The organism is Glutamicibacter sp. NPDC087344 (assembly GCF_044744225.1).
GTDB lineage: Bacteria > Actinomycetota > Actinomycetes > Actinomycetales > Micrococcaceae > Glutamicibacter.
This window is the reverse complement of record NZ_JBIUXY010000020.1, coordinates 12896-31763: the sequence shown is the minus strand read 5'-3', so window position 1 is coordinate 31763 and position 18868 is coordinate 12896. Positions and strand designations below refer to the sequence as shown.

Here is an 18868-nt window from a genome sequence, read left to right as displayed (position 1 = left end):
GGCTGATTAAAGAGGCTTGGGTAAGTCACCGTTGGGATTCAAGACCTAATCGAAAGCCTAAATAATCAGGTTCAACCTATCGGCGCGATTTCTTAGTCAAGAAATTTATGACACGCATCGGGAACCGGCTGACCCAAGCGATTGGGCGAGCCGGAGTAGACGGAACCTAGAGGATGGCGCGGACTGCGCGCTCGAAGCCGCGAACGTGCTCTGCGGCCAACTGCGCCGCCGCGTCCGCATCCCCATCGAGGATCAGTTGAAGCAGGGTGGCGTGCTCGGAAATATGCCCGTGCAGGTCTTGGAGCCGATCAAGCACCACGCACCAGATGCGGGTCGCCAGGTTGTCCAAGCGGACCAGGGTTTCCTCCAAGTACTCATTTTGTGCCGCGCGGTAGATCTGCCGGTGAACCTCTAGGTCATAGGCCATCAAATCACGGCGGTTGCCCGAAAGATCCAGGGATAAGACTGCTGAGATGGTCTGCTCAAGTTCTTCGCGGTCCACACCGCCTCGATGCTCCGCAGCGCGCCGTGCGGCCAGGGGCTCAAGGACGGTGCGCATATCGGAGATCGCGGCCAGCTCGGTGATATCCACGTTGGTTGCAAAGGTTCCGCGCCGCGGGTAGGAAACAACCAGATGGTCGACTTCCAAACGTTTCAAGGCCTCGCGGATCGGGGTGCGGCCCATATCCAGTTCGACCGCCAGCTGCCCTTCGTTGATGGGTTCGCCGGGGGCGATCTCAAGCATGATCAGGCGGTCTCGAAGGATGCGGTATGAACGGTCCGCCATTGATTCGGTGCCGGTGAGCGATTCGGTCAAGCTTGTCATTTCACGTCCCTCTTGTTGATGTCTATTTTGCCGTGGGAACAGCGCGGAAAGAAATTTTTCCGATAACCATTGACGTGGTGTGTCTTACATCATACGCTAATACCCAACAACTGATATATCAGTTGTCGGCAATTTATACTTTTTAGGGAGATCATGGTGCCTCAAACGCAAACTCTTGCAGCCGGTTCGCTGACTGCGTCCCTTGCCGAGCTGGATCCGGAGGTCGCGCAGCGTATCGACGCTGAGCTGGCTCGTCAGCAGCGCGGCTTGGAAATGATCGCTTCGGAGAACCATACGGCGCAGGCCGTGATGCAGGCTCAGGGTTCGGTGTTGACCAACAAGTACGCCGAGGGTTACCCGGGCCGCCGTTACTACGGTGGTTGCGAAGAGGTTGACGTGATTGAGACCTTGGCTATCGAGCGGCTCAAGGAGCTGTTTGGTGCGCAGTTCGCCAATGTGCAGCCGCATTCTGGGGCGCAGGCCAACGCGTCGGTGTATCACGCGTTGGTGCGTCCGGGGGATACCGTGCTGGGTTTGAATCTGGCTCATGGCGGCCACCTGACCCACGGGATGAAGCTGAATTTCTCGGGCCGGTTGTTCAACATTGTTCCTTACGGTGTGGATGAGGAATCCAACGTGGTGGACATGGATGAGGTGGAGCGTCTGGCGCTGGAGCATCAGCCGAAGATGATTGTTGCCGGTTGGTCGGCGTACCCGCGTCAGCTGGATTTTGCCCGGTTCCGTGAGATCGCGGACAAGGTCGGTGCGTACTTGTTTGTGGATATGGCTCACTTCGCCGGTCTGGTGGCTGCGGGGTTGCATCCGTCGCCGGTGCCGTATGCGCATGTGGTGACCTCGACGACGCATAAGACGTTGGCTGGTCCGCGTGGTGGCATTATTCTTTCGAATGATGCGGAGATTGCGAAGAAGTTGAATTCGGCGGTGTTCCCTGGTCAGCAGGGTGGTCCGTTGGAGCATGTGATTGCTGGCAAGGCGGTGGCGTTCAAGATTGCGGCGTCTGCTGAGTTCAAGGAGCGTCAGGAGCGTACCTTGGCTGGGGCGCGGATTTTGGCTGAGCGTTTGACTCAGGCTGATGTGGCTGCGGCGGGGATCAGTGTGTTGACCGGTGGTACGGATGTGCATCTGGTGTTGGTTGATTTGCGTGATTCTGAGTTGGATGGTCAGCAGGCTGAGGATTTGTTGGCGCAGGTGGAGATCACGGTGAATCGTAATGCGGTGCCGTTTGATCCGCGTCCGCCGATGGTGACGTCGGGGTTGCGTATTGGTACTCCGGCGTTGGCGACGCGTGGTTTTTCTGAGGCTGCGTTTGCTGAGGTGGCTGAGGTGATTGCTCAGGCGTTGATTGCTGGTGCTGCGGGGGATGCTTCGGTGTTGCCGGCGTTGAAGGATCGGGTGTTGAAGCTGGCCCAGGACCACCCACTGTACCCAAACTTGAAAAAGATCGGAGAGTAATCATGGCTGATTTGCTGCCAGAGCACCCGGAATTCCTCTGGGCCAACCCAGAGCCCAAGAAGTCCTACGACGTCGTCATCGTCGGCGGTGGCGGCCATGGTTTGGCAACCGCCTACTACCTGGCCAAGAACCACGGCATCACCAATGTGGCAGTCCTGGAAAAGGGCTGGCTGGCCGGCGGGAACATGGCCCGCAACACCACCATCATCCGCTCGAACTACCTGTGGGATGAATCGGCAGGCATCTACGAGAAGTCCCTGAAGCTGTGGGAACAGCTTCCCGAAGAGCTCGAATACGACTTCCTGTTCTCCCAGCGCGGGGTCATGAACCTGGCCCACACCCTCGGCGATGTGCGTGAATCCATCCGCCGCGTCGAGGCGAACAAGCTCAACGGAGTCGACGCCGAATGGCTCACCCCGGAACAGGTCAAGGAAGCCTGCCCGATCATCAACGTCGGGGACGACATCCGCTACCCGGTCATGGGCGCCACCTACCAGCCGCGCGCCGGTATCGCCAAGCACGACCACGTGGCGTGGGCCTTCGCCCGCAAAGCCAACGAGTACGGTATCGACATCATCCAGAACTGCGAAGTCACCGGCATCCTCAAGGACGGGGACAAGGTCACGGGTGTGAAAACCACCCGCGGAACCATCCACGCCGGCAAGGTGGCCCTGGCCGGCGCCGGGCACTCCTCGGTGCTGGCGGATATGGCCGGTTTCGACCTGCCGATCCAGTCCCACCCGCTGCAGGCACTGGTCTCCGAACTGTTTGAACCGGTGCACCCGACCGTGGTCATGTCCAACCACATCCACGTCTACGTCTCCCAGGCCCACAAGGGCGAACTGGTGATGGGCGCGGGGATCGACAGCTACAACGGCTACGGCCAGCGCGGCGCCTTCCACGTGATCGAGGAGCAGATGGCCGCCGCGGTGGAGCTCTTCCCGATCTTCGCCCGAGCCCACGTGCTGCGCACCTGGGGCGGCATCGTGGACACCACCATGGACGCCTCGCCGATCATCTCCAAAACTCCGATCCAGAACCTGTACGTGAACTGCGGCTGGGGCACCGGCGGTTTCAAGGGCACCCCGGGTGCAGGGTTCACCCTGGCCCACACCATCGCCAACGATGAAGCCCACAAGCTGAACGCACCGTTCAGCCTGGACCGTTTCGAAACCGGCCACCTGATCGACGAACACGGCGCAGCCGCCGTGGCCCACTAGGAGCTCCCACCATGATGCTGATTCAGTGCCCCAATTGCGGGCCGCGCAACGAAACCGAATTTTCCTATGGCGGACAGGCCCACGTGGCCTACCCCGAAGACCCGAATGCCCTCAGCGACAAGGAATGGTCCCGTTACCTGTTCTACCGCGAAAATTCCAAGGGAATCTACGCCGAGCGTTGGGTCCACTCCGGCGGATGCCGCAAGTGGTTCAACGCCCTGCGCGACACCGCAACCTATGAGTTCAAGGCCATCTACGGGGCCGGAGAACCACGCCCAGAACTGAACACCCAGGGAGGATCCCGATGAGCCAGAACACGTCCTACCGGCTGCCGGCCGACCAGGCTCCGGCCGCCCGCGTCGACCGGGATGAAACCCTGTCCCTGCGCGTCGACGGGCAGGAACTGCAGGCATTTCGCGGGGATACCGTGGCCAGCGCCATGCTGGCCAACGGGCAGCGCGCCTGCGGCAATTCGACCTACCTGAACCGCCCGCGCGGCATCTTCTCCGCCGGGGTTGAAGAGCCGAACGCCCTGATCACCGTGGCCGCCCGCCACGAGCAGGACATCAACGAATCCATGCTCCCGGCCACCACCGTCGCGGTGACCGCCAACCTGAACGCCACCTTGCTGCGCGGACTGGGTGTGCTGGATCCAAGCACCGACCCTGCCTACTACGACCACGTGCACGTGCACACCGATGTGCTGGTCGTCGGCGCCGGCCCCGCCGGGCTGGCCGCCGCCCGTGAAGCCTCAAAGTCCGGGGCCCGCGTGCTGCTGCTCGACGAACGCGCCGAAGCCGGCGGCAGCCTGCGTGATTCCGCCGGCGAGCAGATCGACGGGAAAGAGTCCGCCGCGTGGATCGATGAGACCACCGCGGCGCTGGCCGCCGCGCCGGAAACCACCCACCTGCAGCGCACCACGGTGCTCGGCTCCTACGACGCGAACTACGTGATCGCCGTGCAGCGCCGCACCGTGCACGTGGACGGCCCCTCCGGTGCCGGCATCTCCCGCGAGCGTGTCTGGCACATCCGCGCCAACCAGGTGGTGCTGGCCACCGGCGCCCACGAACGTCCCATCGTTTTTGAGAACAACGACCGCCCGGGCATCATGCTCGCCGGCGCCGTGCGCAGCTACCTGAACCGCTACGGGGTGCGCGCCGGGAAGCAGATCGTGGTGGCAACCACCAACGATTCCGCCTACGCCCTGGTGGCAGAGCTCGCCGCCACCGGCGGCGTGGTTGCCGTGATCGACGCCCGCGCCGGGGTTTCCGCCGCCGCCGCGGAAGCCGTTGGCGCCGGGGTGCAGGTCATCACCGGTTCCGTGGTGGTGGACACCGAAGCCAATGAATCCGGCGAGCTGTCCGCCGTGATCGTCGCAGAGCTGAACGACCAGCGCGAGCTGGGCGCCCCGCAGCGTTTTGAAGCCGATGTGCTGGCCGTGGCCGGCGGCTTCAACCCGGTGGTGCACCTGCATTCCCAGCGCCAGGGCAAACTGGTGTGGGATACCTCGCTGCACGCCTTCGTCCCGGAAGCAGCGGTGGCAAACCAGCACCTGGCCGGCGCGTTGACCGGTCTGCTGGACACCGCCAGTGCGCTGTCCACCGGTGCCGCCGTGGGCGCCGCCGCCGCGACGGCCGCAGGTTTTGAGCAGATCGCCACCGTGCCGCAGGCACTCGCCGTGCCGGCCGGGGAAACCCGCCCGGTCTGGCTGGTCCCGTCGCTGAACGGGGACGACGCCGCGAACTACAAAACCCACTTCGTTGACCTGCAGCGCGACCAGTCGGTCGCCGACGTGCTGCGCGCTACCGGCGCCGGCCTGAAGTCGGTGGAGCACATCAAGCGGTACACCTCGATCTCCACCGCCAACGACCAGGGCAAGACCTCCGGCGTGGCTGCGATCGGCGTGATCGCCGCGGTGCTGGGTATTGAAAACCCGGCGCAGATCGGCACCACTACCTTCCGCGCCCCGTACACCCCTGTGGCCTTCGCCGCGCTGGCCGGCCGCACCCGCGGCCAGCTGCTCGACCCGGCGCGCATCACCCCGATGCACTCCTGGCACCTGGCGCAGGGCGCCAAGTTCGAGGACGTCGGACAGTGGAAGCGTGCCTGGTACTTCCCGCAGGACGGGGAAGACCTGGATGCAGCGGTCTACCGCGAATGCGCGGCGGTGCGCGAATCGGTGGGCATGCTCGATGCCACCACCCTGGGCAAGATCGAGATCCGCGGTGCGGATGCGGCCGAGTTCCTCAACCGCATCTACACCAACGGCTACACCAAGCTCAAGGTCGGCATGGCCCGCTACGGCGTGATGTGCAAGGCCGACGGCATGGTGTTCGACGACGGGGTGACCCTTCGCCTGGCCGAGGACCGCTTCTTGATGCACACCACCACCGGCGGCGCGGCCGCCGTGCTTGACTGGCTGGAAGAATGGCTGCAGACCGAATGGCCTGAACTGGATGTCACCTGCACCTCGGTGACCGAGCAGCTGGCCACCGTGGCCGTGGTCGGCCCGCGCTCGCGCGAGGTCATCGGCAAGCTGGTCAGCGGCCTGGATGTCTCCAACGACGCCTTCAAGTTCATGACCTTCCAGGACGTCACCTTGGATTCGGGGATCGAGGCACGCATCAGCCGCATCTCCTTCTCCGGTGAACTCGCCTTCGAAATCGCCATCCCGTCCTGGCACGGGCTGCGCGTCTGGGAAGATGTCTATGCCGCCGGTGAAGAATTCAACATCACCCCGTACGGCACCGAAACCATGCACGTGTTGCGCGCGGAAAAGGGATTCATCATCGTCGGCCAGGATACCGACGGCACCGTGACCCCGCAGGACGCCGGCATGGAATGGGTTGTCTCCAAGGTCAAGGACTTCGTTGGCAAACGTTCCTACGCACGTGAAGACAACCAGCGCGAAGACCGCAAGCACCTGGTCTCCGTGCTGCCGGTGGACACCACGTTCCGCTTGGCCGAAGGCGCCGCCCTGGTGGCCGACGGAGCAGTGGAAACCGAGGGGTGCACCCCGATGGAAGGCTGGGTCACCAGCTCCTACAACTCGCCGGCGCTGGGACGCACCTTCGCGCTGGCACTGATCAAAAACGGGCGCAACCGCATCGGTGAAGTGCTCAAGACCCCGGTCAACGGCCAGCTGGTTGATGTACTGGTATCCGATCTCGTACTCTTTGACCCGGAAGGGAGCCGTCGCGATGGCTAATAACACCGTGATTGAATCCACCTCGCTGCGTCGTTCCCCGGCGGAGCACCTGGCGGATCTGATGACCCAGGCCTCCGTTTCCAATGCGGTGGCGCTGCAGGAAATCTCCTTCGCCACCCAGGTTGGCGTGCGGGCAATCCCCGGCAGCGACGGTTTCGCCGCCCTGGAAAATGCGCTGGGCCTTCAGCTGCCGGCTCAGGTTGGCCAGGTCACCGGCTCGGTTCAGGGCACCGCGGTGCTCTGGCTCGGACCGGACGAGTTCCTGGCCATCGCCCCGGAAGGCACCGCCCTGACCGGCGCGCTGACCGAGGCACTGGGGCAGAACCCAGGCCAGATCCTGGATTTGTCCTCCAACCGCAGCGTGCTGGAACTGTCCGGACCGGCCGCCCCGCTGGTGCTGCGCAAGAGCTGCCCGGCAGACCTGCATCCGCGGGCCTTCGGGGTCAACCAGGCCATCACCACCACGCTGGCGAATATCCCGGTGCTGTTGTGGCGTACCGGCGAGCAGTCGTGGTACGTCCTGCCACGTGCCTCGTTCACCGAGCACACCGTGCATTGGCTGATTGATGCCATGACCGAGTTCTCCTCGGAACCGGTCGCCTAACCAGGCGACGCACACACCTTCACCCCGGGCGCCACCCGGTCCGCCACCCGCCCCCGTTCCGGCCCATCCAGGCCGCGGCCGGGGCGCGGGAACGGCCCGGAGCCGGCGTTGCTCAGCTGGGGTGAACAACATACCGCTGCTGATTCGGGAGGTCGCGCAGCGGTTTGTTGCATGGGCCCTGCCCGGCGGGTTGATGGTTTCCCGTCGGGCTCCGGGGTTTTTGAGCTGAACACCTACAAAAAAACCACACAAACTTATTTGGCGTGTCGACCCTCCGGGCGCCGCGCCCCAGAGAACCGAATGGAAGTGGACCATGAGTGAACAGGTTCGGCACGTCTTAACCCTTCAGTGCCCGGAAAGCATTGGCATTGTGCACGCGATCACCGGTTTCCTGGTCAGGCACCAACGCACCATTGTGGAACTGAAACAATACGATGACATGAGCGCCGGGCGTTTGTTCCTGCGTGTGGATTTCGCCGGAGATCCAGAACCCGACCTGCTCGATGCGCTGCGCCGCGAATTCGTCGAGGTCGCAGAAAAGTTCCAGATGGACTGGCAGCTGCGCGAGCGTGGACAGAAGACCAAGGTGCTGATCATGGTCTCCAAGTTCGAGCACTGCCTGCAGGACCTGCTCTTCCGGATGCACTCCGGGGACTTGCCGATCGAGGTGGTGGGGGTTGCCTCCAACCACCCGGATCACCGCTCGCTGGTTGAATGGTACGGAATCGATTTCCACCACATCCCCATCACCAAGGACACCAAACCGCAGGCCGAAGCCAGCCTGCTGGAACTGATCGATCAGACCGGCGCCGAACTGGTGGTGCTGGCCCGCTACATGCAGGTGCTCTCCGACCACCTCGCCACGGAACTGAGCGGCAAAACCATCAATATCCACCACTCATTCCTTCCCTCCTTCAAGGGCGCCAAGCCTTATCACCAGGCGTGGGAACGCGGTGTGAAAACGGTGGGCGCCACCGCGCACTACGTGAACTCGGAACTCGACGAGGGCCCGATCATCACCCAGCAGGTCGTTGAGGTGGACCACACCTACGAACCGGCGGACCTGGTGGCCGCCGGACGCGATTCGGAATGCAAGGCGCTGTCCAACGCGGTGCGCTGGCACTGCGAGGGACGTGTGTTCCTGTACGGCAACCGCACCGTGGTGCTGCGCTAGCTGGCAGGTCGCCGGTGTGGAGGTCTTGCCCGTAGGCTTAAAGGCAAAACCTCCACACAAGCGAAGGACGGCTCATGGCCAGCAAAAAGCGTCAAAACAAAAAGAACTCCGGCGCAGGCAACCCTGCCAAGGCGGCGCAGCGCGGGCGCAGCGTGCACAAGATCCAGGCTGAACAGTCGATCGACGCGTTGCGCGGCCAGTACGTCACCTGGGTTGCCGCGCAGGTCCCGTCATTCTCCCCGGCTGATGCAGCCCAGGCCGCCGAGATCCAGCTGGACGTGATTCGCACCATCGGCGGAGAATACGCGCAAACCGCTGGCAACTCCAACCTTTTCGCCCTGGAGCCGGAAACCTTTGGCCAAGCCCTGGCCGATTTTTTGGTTAACCTGCCGGATAACGTGGCCCCGGAGCCGATCTTCTCCACCTGGCTGGATTTCTTCAGCTTCGCCGAGGAGAACACCCTGTGGCAGGGGCCGGCCGAGAACCTTGAAGAGCTGCGCGAGATGATCGAAGAGGCCTTGGAAGGTTTTGCCGAAGGTGACGCGGAACTGTGCACCTTGCTGCGCGGCACCGAACTGTTCCAGTCGGTGAAAAGCTTCGCGCTGGCGCTGGGCGACGGCATCCTGAGCAACGACATGACCGATGCCGCAAGCTCCACCCGGGACAAGGTTTTTTCGGCCATGGACATCAACCCGCAGGACATCGCCCAGGACGAACCGGCGCCGCTGCGTTTCAACTACATTTGGAACGCCGCCATGATGTCGGTGGTGACCACCACGGAAACCAGCATCGTGCGTGACGAGGAAGCGTTCGCCGCATTTGTGGACGGCGAGCAGGCAGACAGCGCCCAGCTGCTATTTGAAATGGCGGTCGCCTGCGTGCAGGCCCACCTGAACCCCACCATGGACAGCAGCTTGCGCGATGAAGCCCACTACCTGGTGGTGCGCAACCTGCTGGTGACCGCGTCCACCGGCCGCGAGGGCGACCTCGACGGACTGCGCCGCAATGTCGGCGCGAAAATCTATGATGCGGTGCTGCCCGAAGCCACGCAAGCCCTGGCCTCGCTGGCAGGGTTTGGCCTGTTGCAGCGCAAGGGCGATAACTACAGCATTGACGAACGCCTGGTTCCGGTGATTTCCGCCGGGATCAGCGAGGTCGAAGCATTTTTTGAGGAAGCCGTTTAATCATCTTCGCGTGAAAATGCGATGGCAATCAGCTCTCGCAGGACCGCTTCGTCCAGGTCTTCCAATTTTTTCACGTAGACGCAGCCTGCTCCCTCGGTATAGGTACCGAGCCGGGGGAGCAGCGCCGCACCCTCGGGGAGGTCCTTGAGGCCGTACAGGGACAGCTGCGCCTTGCGTGGCGAGAATCCGGTTTTGGGCCAGAACCCGGTGGTGCGTGAATTGGCGGGGGAAACGTACCGGTATTGGCCGTAACCCACAATGGACGGCCCCCACAAAACAGGTTTTTCCCCGGTGACTTCCGCAAAAATCTGCGCGAGCGCCTGTCCGTCGGTGCGGCGCTTGGCCGGGGTGGCAGCGGCGAGAAAATCTTCCACGCTGGCATCGGTAGGTTGAGTTTTGGGTGCACTGGCCACGGATGGCTCCATTCGTTAGCGGGTCTCGGCAGCCGGCGAGGGCTGCGGTGATTGGAAGATGGCAGATAGTTTGCGGTACTGCCCGGTGGTCATCGCCAGCAGTGCCACCACCACCATAATCAGGCCGCCGACCAGGAAAATCAGCGCGATCCCGCGGGCCTGTCCCTGGCCCAGAAGCCAGCCAAGGCTTGCGTCCCCTTCGGGGCTGCGCATAAACGGAATGATCAAGTATTGGGCCAGCGGAGCGATCAGGAAGGCGGTGATCGGGGCCGCCGAGGCCTCCATCATCTGGGCGAAACCAAACACCCTGCCTTGCCGCCTGAACGGGACAACTTTCTGGATCACTGTCTGCTCTGCGGCCTCGCAGGCCGGGATGAGGCACATGTAAAGCCAGATCCCCGCGATGTATAACCACACCCACTCGCGGAGGGTGAAAATCGCGCCCAAAAATCCCATGCACGCAACGAGAATCAACAGGGTGCGGATCGGATTCTTGCCCAAACCGAATTTGGCCACCATCGCTCCACCGACAATAAATCCGGTTGAGGCCAAACCGAAGGTGATTCCCCATGCTTCCACGGACATGACCGTCAACCCGTAGGGGTCCATGAGCGCCATGTACACGCCGCCGATCAGGTTGTTGAACATGGAGAATATGATCAGGGCCAGCAATCCGGGGATCGCCATGACGGTAGTGAACCCAAGCCGCAGGTTGCCGGCTTTGTGCTGCGCTGCATCGGGGTCAGGCTGCGGCTGTTCTTCGGGGATGGAGATGGTGAGCAGATGCAGCATGGTCAGCACCACCAGGGCAATGGAAATGACCAAGGTCCATCCCATGCCCAGCAGCCCGATCGACAGCCCGCTGAAAACGCTGGTGACAATAAAAGCCAAACCTTGCACGGTGCCCACTAGGCCGTTGGCGTTGGCGTGCCTGTCCACCGGGATCAGCAAGGTGACCGTGGTGGACAGGGCAATACCGCGCATCTGCTCCACGATGGCCCCCAGCAGGATGACGATGCAGAATAGCCAGAATTCCCAGCCCCCGATGTTCAGGATTCGTTCGGTCGGCAACCACAGGTACAAAAGCCCTGCCAGGGTAAACATCACCGCGGTCACCGAGGCAGAGAAAACGAAGACAGTCTTTTTCCGGTGCTTATCCACGATGGTGCCGAAAACCATGGAGAACAAGGCAATCAGCAGCATGAACGCACCACCGATGATGCCGGTGGCCATCACGTTTTCCGTTTCCAGGTAGACCCAGAAGGTCAAAGCAAACCACAAGTAGCTTGTGGTCAGATTGGCCACGGCGGTGTTGATCAGGATATGCAGGAATGAGCGCATTCCATGCTCCGGAACCTCGGGGTTCGAATCATGAACATCGCTTCCTTGCGGGAACTCGCTCATGTCGATTCCTCGGTTCGGTGCGGCGTTGGTCGGTAGTCGGTAGTCGGTAGTGAAAAGAATACTGTCACCTACCGACAGTGTCAGCCGCAGAGGGAAAATGGGTCTGTGTTCTCAGGAAAAGCATCGGTGTAAGGGCGTGGTTTCAGCCGGAGATAACGCGAAAAGATCCTCCGAATTTTCGGGGATCCTCATGGCGCGGCCTCGACCCCAGGCCTAGACGGGCCCTGATCGACGCTTCAGCCCTGATCCCTAGCCACTTCGGAGACGCCAACCTCGGACATGAAAGCCAACAAGACGGAAAGGCTCCCCTCGCGCGTTACCCTGCGTTGTCCTTGAAATTATGGGAGCACTAACAGCCGGATTCACAGTCCGATTAGACGAACACACACATAACCGCATAGACCGCATGGCACAAACCTTGCACTGCTCACGCGGCGAAATCGTACGAGACATCCTGAGTGGGTCTATCGACGAATACGAGCACGCCCAACGAATCAATGAACGCGCTGCACTCTTTCGATCAGGAAAAGTAGCGACACGTTCACTGGCTGATCTTGGAGAAGAACTCGGCCTTGAATCAGCACCGAACCTTGGAGACTTACACTGAGTGCCCAATGGCGGGTGGAGCTAGACTCAACCGTCGAAAAAATGGCTGAAGAATCAGACGAGCCAGTAGCTCAGCGAATATATAACGCACTCCAAGCAATCGAACAACTGGAAACCCCGGAAGCCGAGGAAAAGGACTCACTGGAACATGCCCAGGTCTATGGTGCTACCGGATCGGCGACTACCGAGTCGTCTGCGACAAACTAGATGCCCAATACGTGGTCATAGCAATCGACGCAGACCATCGAAGCGTCGTTTACGAATAGACGATTCTGTGTGTGGAAGATACTTCCAAGCAAAGCATCTTCCACACGCAGCTTTTTTGAAGTCTCAGACAGACGTATGTTCTTCAGCAGGTAATCCTCAAACAGATAAGACTTTGTGGGGAATTTTAGCCGTTCTCCTGATTCAGAGCTTTCTTGAACGATTCCGTGGTCTTTCCAGTGCTTTCGCCGTCGACTGTGCCGATTTCACCACTGGAAGAAACGAAATTGAGTCCTTCTTCAGGATTCACAAGCTCACGATGCCCTCCGTGACTTTCACTTAGCGAAAGCATGATGCGAGTCTTCTCGCTGCGAAGCTTTGAAGCGGAGAAATTCCGCATGTTACTGGCGTTTTCTGTTTCGTAGGCAACTCCGCTACTGGTGCCGCCAAACTGATCTACCAGGATCTTATCGCCCACCTTCGCGTCGCCGCTGAGTACCTCAGTTACTTCGAATTCAGTAACTGTAATTGGTACCCCAGAGTCCGCGATAAACTCATCGGTTTCTTCCTCAGAGAACCCAGCTTGTGGGTATTTGACTGGATCATCCGAATCAACTCGGTCAGGATAGATGACGTCATCCCAAGACTTCACCGGGACACCGACTACTACGAGATCACTTATCGCTGCAGCTTTGAGCGGTGACCCATATGAAGGATAATCCGCGGTCATCTGGACAGTTTCTTCGCTTGAAGCTGGAAGCACTGCGGTGGTTGAACTTCCCGAGCATGAAGTGAGAGCCAGCATCAGACTGCCAACGACCGCAGCTAAAGGCAACATCATTCTCATTATGTAGATCCTCTTCACTTCATTTTTGTCATAAGTCTGTGAATTATAGAGTCGAGAGCGATTTCATGTGTGTTTCATCAAAGAAGCAGAACTTGTGTACGGATTATCATCAATACTCAAGGCATGCCCAAGCTCGCGGGTGCCGGTGCTGCGGTATCAAACCGTACTAGCTTTACTCGGCATGTCCCGGTACAGGGCAGGGCTTCCGTAAAACCGGGGGCATCTCGAAAGCACATACTGATTAAGCGTACTGATTAAGCGAAGTCATTAAACGTCATTAACTGTGGCGAATAGGTTGAAATGGTACTGATGTTCTGGCAAGCCGGCATGTGGCGAGCTGGTAAAGCCACGAAATCGGATGTCCACGAACCTCTGAGATTCAGTGTTCACTACGTTGCGAGATTACACACCGCGTAAGGGGACTAGCGGTTTCAACTGCGGGATTCAGCAATAAGGGTTCTGCATCTATTCAGTGTTCGGTCCTGTTGCGGCTGGCAACTGATGCGCTTTAGAAACCCGGGGTGTTGATTCCGGTGCGCTGGCTGAGCTCCTTCATAGCTGATGAAAGCTGATTGGCGGGAAGGCCTTGGCTGTAAAAGAATCCTTGAGCGTAGGCGAACCCAAGCCGGGCAACCAGCTCGACGTGTTCTGGGGTTTCAATTCCTTCGGCCAGCGTTTTGGCATTGGTTTGCCGTGCTGCTTCCAAGAGATTGTGAACCATTCGCCGAACCGTATCGGAGGATTCATAATCCCTGATCATGCTTCGATCCAGCTTGACGATGTCTGGGCTGAGGCATTCGATACGCTCTCGGTTGGCGTAGGCGACGCCTGCATCATCGATGAGGAGCAAACAACCGAGCATGTCCGCATATTGGCGGGCCCGGCCCGACGAGCAAGGCTCGGACTCCTCATTCAGCTCAAGTCCCCAGACCAGCCGTTGATCCAGGCTCAGAGCTGATTCAGCGAACGCTTCAATGGATGGTCCAGAAGCGTTGAGGGTAATCAGATAGTCATCGGGCAGCTCGTTGCTCGCGTCGATGATTCCTTGGATTGCTTCCAACTCCAAGGCAACCAATGTTCCGTCGGCGCGCGCTTGGGTGAAATGTTCGTGGGGTCCGCGGCCGTCGTCAAAACGGGCGAGAGCTTCAAAACCCAGTAGAGTTTTGTCCTGAAGGTCAATGAGGGGCTGAAAAACGAACTTCACTATCTGCCTATCGAGTGTGGGACAGTGATTTTGCGTCTGGCCGAGGTCAACCGGAGCACACTCCCGAAGCAGATCATACATTGCCGGTGCTCCTGGCGGGGCCAACGTTGTACAAATCAGAAGATATTGAGGTGGATAGGCTCAGTGAAAAAGGCCGACAAGCGAACTCAATCAAGCGGTTCGTGGCGCTCACGAATGCTTCCCGCGCGAATTCGTGAGATCACCAACATGGAGATTGCGGTGACGGGTATCGTCGCCTGTTTCCTGACCATTTTTTATGGACTGAATCTCTTCAACACCTTTGACTCAACCGTGTTGCAGGTTATTGCCGTGATCCGTTTCCTCGGATCCATTACCGTAGTGGCCCTCATCGCGATTCTGCGAAACAACTTTCCCCTGTGGATTGCCTACATCGGGGCGCTTATGGAGCTGACCGCTTTCGTGTACTTTGTTGGTTTCACGGTCAACCACGAGCAAGTTGTTTTCCGTCTTCAAGAATTCCCTCTCATCGCGCTGTACATGTCCTGGTTGTTCCCCGGCATGTTGACGAAACTTACTGTTTTGCCGGTGCTCACCTTCACCATCGCGTACTCGCAACTTTTCGGACCGGCCATCGGCACGGAGCATCACAGCGGTGTGCTCAACGTGGTGAGCCTGGTGTTTTTCACGATCGTCGGCATGATTGTCGGTAGCTATGTGAAACGAAATTTCAAGCAACAAATTGAGATCGACACACTCACCGGGGCCTACAACCGGCGGGCCTTGGGAAGGCGTGGCGACATGGCTCTTCTCCAGGGGCGCAAGCAGCATCAGCCGGTCAGCGTTGTCCTGGTGGACATGGACGGGTTTAAGGGAATTAATGACCGTCTTGGCCATGCCGCCGGTGATGACGCGTTACGCGGGTTGGTTCGACATCTGGAGAGGTCAACACGCAAAAGTGATCTGGTGACCCGGCTGGGTGGGGATGAGTTTGTGCTGTTGTTCCCCAACACTACATTCGAAGAAGCAGAGCGATTGATGCAAAGAATTCATGCCAGCTCCGAACACAGCTGGAGTTTTGGTGTGGCCACCGCCAACCCGGATGACAACCTGAGCATGGTTATTCTTCGCGCGGACCGCGCCATGTATACCTTCAAACGCGAGCGGACCATGCAGCGCGACTAGGGCGTGTCATGTCAGCGCTAAAGGGATCTGGAACAGATACTTTTAGTCCACGCCAAAAAACTTGTTAAACCTTGAATATGCCCGGACGCGGAGAGCTCACAGGCAGAGTATGGAAGGGCATCGAATCACTACCGCCAGATCACGGCCGGCTGCCCCGGTCAGCCCATGTGATTGCTGAACCACTGGCGATAGGCCAGCTGGAGTCGTACGACCTGCCGGCGTCATCCGTGGATCGTGGAGGTCGATGCTGACGCTAACTTCCGGTCGAAGTTGGGCGACGAATTGGCTGCCGGTCGATACGTCCCCGGAGAGGCGGGATACGCTTCTGGTGGTCATGTCCTTCTGGGGCGAGTGATTGCGTACTCAGCTCGGTAGAACCTTTCAGTAGCTCATCGCCCGGGTACTGAACGCGCGTGCTACAAGGCCCCAGAGCGTCTTTTCAGTCACTCTGGGGCCTGTCATGCTTGTCTCTACGAGCCGATCGCGTTGACGGCCTCGACGATCGATGCTTCTGGATGCTGCTTTCGGTATTCCTTGACAGCTTTAGGATCGATGCCATCGGCAGCACCGGGCCTGACTTCCTCCCGTTTGCCACCGAAGAACGCGAGAATCATGATCGCCCACGCCCCAAAAATCGCTGGCACGAGCCAACTATCAAGTAACACGAAGGAGACAGCCGCTGCCGTGAAACAGGCGAACACTAATGTGTATCTGAGGTTCGGTTTCATTTCGCCTCTACTTTCCCTTAATTAGCTACAAGCTTTCTTGACAGCCGCGATGCCGAGCAATTCAGCTCCAAGTGCAGCAGCTGCACCACCAAGTGCCTTCATCTTCTCGTGGGAAAAACTTGCTCCCCACATTAGCTTAATTGCTTTGGTCACGCCGCCCAACGAATCCATCAGCTTCTTAATCTTTAGGATCTTGGCAGCCGGAATCGCAGTCGTTCCGATTGCCAGCAAGATAGCACCTGAACACTCTAGAAAGCCGGCGGGCTTGGCCACGGCGATACCACCGATAATCAATGGCTTCTCTCCCAGATTCTGAGCCACCCAGAGACGGGTCGCTTCGTCTCCTTGGAGGAGGACCGACTCGGGGATCTGGTCGATCGCCCGCAACAACTCTTCAACCTGCTGTGCTTCACCAACTGTCAACCCCAAGTTAGAGGTAGCGGTCAGCACCGGAGGTTCAGCGACTCGTGGCGCGGCATTAGCCGGGCCAACAATAGTCAAGGCGAGTGCAGAAGCTGCCAAGACTGCGGTTGATACGCCAATCACTTTTCGAATTTTCAATTTCTCCTCCTGCGATATATCAATGTTCACTTGAGCTTTTAAAGTATTACATTAATAAAGCGTCTTGCATATCATCCAAAAACACGAGGCGTGAGTACTTGACTCAAAGGATCTTGAGTGCTTTGGACCGCAACTTCTTCCTCAGGGGCTACCTCGGCAGATCAGCGCGAGCTCATTCAGCTACTAGCACCCGACCCACTGCGCCGACTTGGGGAAAGCGTAAGTGATACCCGCAGCGCCCACCGCAGAAGTCAGATCCCGAGGCAACTCTTTTCCAGCGAGGAGACGGAACAAAACTATCCACGCCAGTGGCGTTCAATGCTTACAGAACACGCCCTAGTCGAGGTTGCCGCTGAGCCGGTTGCGGAATCTGGCGCTTGGCTCGTTGAGTCCGCGGATTTCTACGGTTTTTCCGTACCCGGTGTATTTGGTTGTCACCGAGTCCAGCGCGGCCACCGTGGAGGCATCCCACACATGGGAGGCGCTGAGGTCGATGACAATTTTCTGAGGGTCCTCGGCGTAGTTGAACTGGGTGTAGAGGTCATTGGAGGAGGCGAAAAACAGTTCGCCGGTCACCGTGTAGATGGCCGTTCCATCCTCAATCCGACGCTCAACCGTCACGAAGTGCGCCACCCGGTTAGCGAAGAGCACCATCGCGGCGACGATACCCGCGCCCACGCCGATGGCCAGGTTGTTGGTCGCCACGGTCAAAGCCACGGTGATCAGCATGACAAAGGTTTCGCTTTTGGGCATCATGCGCAGCGTGGAAGGACGGATGCTGTGCCAGTTGAACGTCGCCACCGAGACCACCACCATCACCGCAACCAATGCGGCCATGGGAATTTGGGCCACCACGTCGCCGAAAACGACGGCGAGGAGCAGCATAAAAACACCGGCGAACAGCGTGGAAATCCGTGTGCGCCCGCCAGAGACTTTCACACCGATCATGGTCTGCCCGATCATTGCACAGCCGCAGATCCCGCCGAAGAATCCGGTGACAATATTCGCCGCACCCTGCGCCCAGGACTCGCGGGTCTTATTTGACGGGGTGTCGGTGATGTCGTCGACGAGTTTGGCGGTCAGCAGCGATTCAAGCAGGCCGACAAATGCAACAGCGACCGCAAACGGGGCGATGATCTGGAAGGTCTCCAGGTTCAGCGGAACCGTGGGAAGAGAAAAAACCGGCAGCGATTCGGGAAGTTCTCCCTGGTCTCCGACCGTGGGAACCATAATGTGCGCGAATACGGTAACCGCTGTCAGCACCGCAATGGCAACCAGCGGCGCTGGAATGGCGGAAGTCAGTTTCGGGAACAGGTAAACGATCGCAATACCCACGAGCACCAGCGGATACACTGCCCACGGAACATCAATGAGCTCCGGCATCTGCGCCAAGAAAATCGAGATGGCCAAACCGTTGACGAAGCCGATCATGACCTGGCGCGGAATAAAACGCAGCAACTTGGCCACACCTAGCACGGCGAGCAGCACCTGGAAGACGCCGGCCAGGATCACCGCCGGGAACAAGTACTCCACCCCGTAGGTCCGCACCAGCGGTGCCACCACCAGCGCTACGGCACCGGCGGCGGCGGAAATCATGGCAGGTCGTCCACCGGTAAACGCGATCACCACGGACATGGTGAACGAAGCGAAGATCCCAACACGCGGGTCCACCCCGGCAATGACGGTGAATGCAATAACTTCGGGAATCAGCGCCAGGGACACCACCAGCCCGGCCAGTAATTCGGTTTTCAGCAGCCGGGGCGATTTGAGGGTGCGCCAAACCGACTGGCGTTCCAGCGGAGTTAACTGGACGGCGGACATGACTGTGCTCGATTCATTCAGGGAGGGTACGCTCAAAATTACCGCATTTGCTCCCGCCCATCGCAATCAGCAGCCCTTTGAGAACTTAAAAGGAAAGTTCCCGTTGGGAGGAAATCCAACGGGAACTTTACGATCATCACTCGCACCTTTATGAGGTACTTCAACTCTAAGGACGCACCCTGTGCCCGAGCTTTGGAATTCCGAGTTTTCTGCTAAGCGTTTGTGCC

The 18868-nt window shown here is 59.4% G+C and carries 17 protein-coding genes; 9 read left to right on the top strand and 8 right to left on the bottom strand.

Annotation, left to right across the window (positions count from 1 at the left end):
* Positions 1-166: 166 nt before the first annotated feature.
* Positions 167-826 (bottom strand): GntR family transcriptional regulator, encoded by a 660-nt coding sequence (locus tag ACIOWL_RS20865; RefSeq protein WP_400389818.1) that lies wholly within the window; start codon positions 824-826, stop codon positions 167-169.
* Positions 827-982: 156 nt separating this feature from the next.
* Here ACIOWL_RS20865 and glyA point away from each other — a divergent pair, with 156 nt between their 5' ends.
* The 7 genes from glyA to ACIOWL_RS20830 all read left to right on the top strand — a co-directional run bounded on the left by glyA (position 983) and on the right by ACIOWL_RS20830 (position 9689).
* Entirely contained in the window at positions 983-2299 is a 1317-nt protein-coding gene (glyA, locus tag ACIOWL_RS20860; protein ID WP_400389815.1) for a serine hydroxymethyltransferase, read from the top strand.
* Between the two features lie 2 nt (positions 2300-2301).
* A complete protein-coding gene (locus ACIOWL_RS20855; RefSeq protein WP_400389812.1) occupies positions 2302-3519 on the top strand; it encodes a sarcosine oxidase subunit beta family protein in 1218 nt (405 codons plus the stop codon).
* A gap of 11 nt (positions 3520-3530) precedes the next feature.
* A complete protein-coding gene (locus ACIOWL_RS20850; RefSeq protein ID WP_400389809.1) occupies positions 3531-3827 on the top strand; it encodes a sarcosine oxidase subunit delta in 297 nt (98 codons plus the stop codon).
* Positions 3824-6727, top strand: a complete 2904-nt coding sequence (locus ACIOWL_RS20845) for a sarcosine oxidase subunit alpha family protein (RefSeq protein WP_400389807.1) — start codon at positions 3824-3826, stop codon at positions 6725-6727. The genes ACIOWL_RS20850 and ACIOWL_RS20845 overlap by 4 nt, the downstream gene beginning before the upstream one ends.
* A complete protein-coding gene (soxG, locus tag ACIOWL_RS20840; RefSeq protein WP_400389804.1) occupies positions 6720-7331 on the top strand; it encodes a sarcosine oxidase subunit gamma family protein in 612 nt (203 codons plus the stop codon). Before ACIOWL_RS20845 ends, soxG begins: the two co-directional genes overlap by 8 nt.
* Before the next feature lie 313 nt (positions 7332-7644).
* Entirely contained in the window at positions 7645-8505 is an 861-nt protein-coding gene (purU, locus tag ACIOWL_RS20835; RefSeq protein WP_400389801.1) for a formyltetrahydrofolate deformylase, read from the top strand.
* 74 nt (positions 8506-8579) lie between these two features.
* A complete protein-coding gene (locus tag ACIOWL_RS20830; protein WP_400389798.1) occupies positions 8580-9689 on the top strand; it encodes a hypothetical protein in 1110 nt (369 codons plus the stop codon).
* On the opposite strand, the gene ACIOWL_RS20825 is transcribed toward ACIOWL_RS20830, so the two are convergent.
* The gene (locus ACIOWL_RS20825) at positions 9686-10102 is read right to left on the bottom strand and encodes a DUF1801 domain-containing protein (RefSeq protein WP_400389795.1); all 417 of its coding nucleotides are present in this window, start codon (positions 10100-10102) and stop codon (positions 9686-9688) included. The two genes, ACIOWL_RS20830 and ACIOWL_RS20825, sit on opposite strands and share 4 nt — an antisense overlap.
* A gap of 15 nt (positions 10103-10117) precedes the next feature.
* A complete protein-coding gene (locus ACIOWL_RS20820; RefSeq protein ID WP_400389792.1) occupies positions 10118-11506 on the bottom strand; it encodes an MFS transporter in 1389 nt (462 codons plus the stop codon).
* A gap of 648 nt (positions 11507-12154) precedes the next feature.
* On the opposite strand from ACIOWL_RS20820, the gene ACIOWL_RS20815 reads away from it, so the two are divergent.
* On the top strand, positions 12155-12319 hold the full coding sequence (locus tag ACIOWL_RS20815; protein ID WP_400389790.1) for a hypothetical protein: 165 nt from the start codon (positions 12155-12157) through the stop codon (positions 12317-12319).
* Between the two features lie 184 nt (positions 12320-12503).
* Here the strand turns inward: ACIOWL_RS20815 and ACIOWL_RS20810 are convergent, their stop codons facing one another.
* The gene (locus tag ACIOWL_RS20810; protein WP_400389787.1) at positions 12504-13163 is read right to left on the bottom strand and encodes a hypothetical protein; all 660 of its coding nucleotides are present in this window, start codon (positions 13161-13163) and stop codon (positions 12504-12506) included.
* A gap of 508 nt (positions 13164-13671) precedes the next feature.
* Entirely contained in the window at positions 13672-14448 is a 777-nt protein-coding gene (locus tag ACIOWL_RS20805; protein WP_400389785.1) for an EAL domain-containing protein, read from the bottom strand.
* Positions 14449-14511: 63 nt separating this feature from the next.
* Here ACIOWL_RS20805 and ACIOWL_RS20800 point away from each other — a divergent pair, with 63 nt between their 5' ends.
* Positions 14512-15531, top strand: a complete 1020-nt coding sequence (locus tag ACIOWL_RS20800) for a diguanylate cyclase domain-containing protein (RefSeq protein ID WP_400389782.1) — start codon at positions 14512-14514, stop codon at positions 15529-15531.
* A 470-nt stretch (positions 15532-16001) separates the two neighbouring features.
* On the opposite strand, the gene ACIOWL_RS20795 is transcribed toward ACIOWL_RS20800, so the two are convergent.
* From ACIOWL_RS20795 to ACIOWL_RS20785, 3 genes are all read right to left on the bottom strand, one after another.
* Positions 16002-16259, bottom strand: a complete 258-nt coding sequence (locus ACIOWL_RS20795) for a hypothetical protein (protein WP_400389779.1) — start codon at positions 16257-16259, stop codon at positions 16002-16004.
* A 21-nt stretch (positions 16260-16280) separates the two neighbouring features.
* Positions 16281-16850, bottom strand: coding sequence for a hypothetical protein (locus ACIOWL_RS20790; protein WP_400389777.1), 570 nt, complete (start codon positions 16848-16850; stop codon positions 16281-16283).
* A 306-nt stretch (positions 16851-17156) separates the two neighbouring features.
* Positions 17157-18641 carry a SulP family inorganic anion transporter gene (locus ACIOWL_RS20785; protein WP_400389774.1) on the bottom strand — a complete coding sequence of 495 codons (1485 nt, stop codon included), beginning with the start codon at positions 18639-18641 and terminating at the stop codon, positions 17157-17159.
* Positions 18642-18868 lie beyond the last annotated feature (227 nt).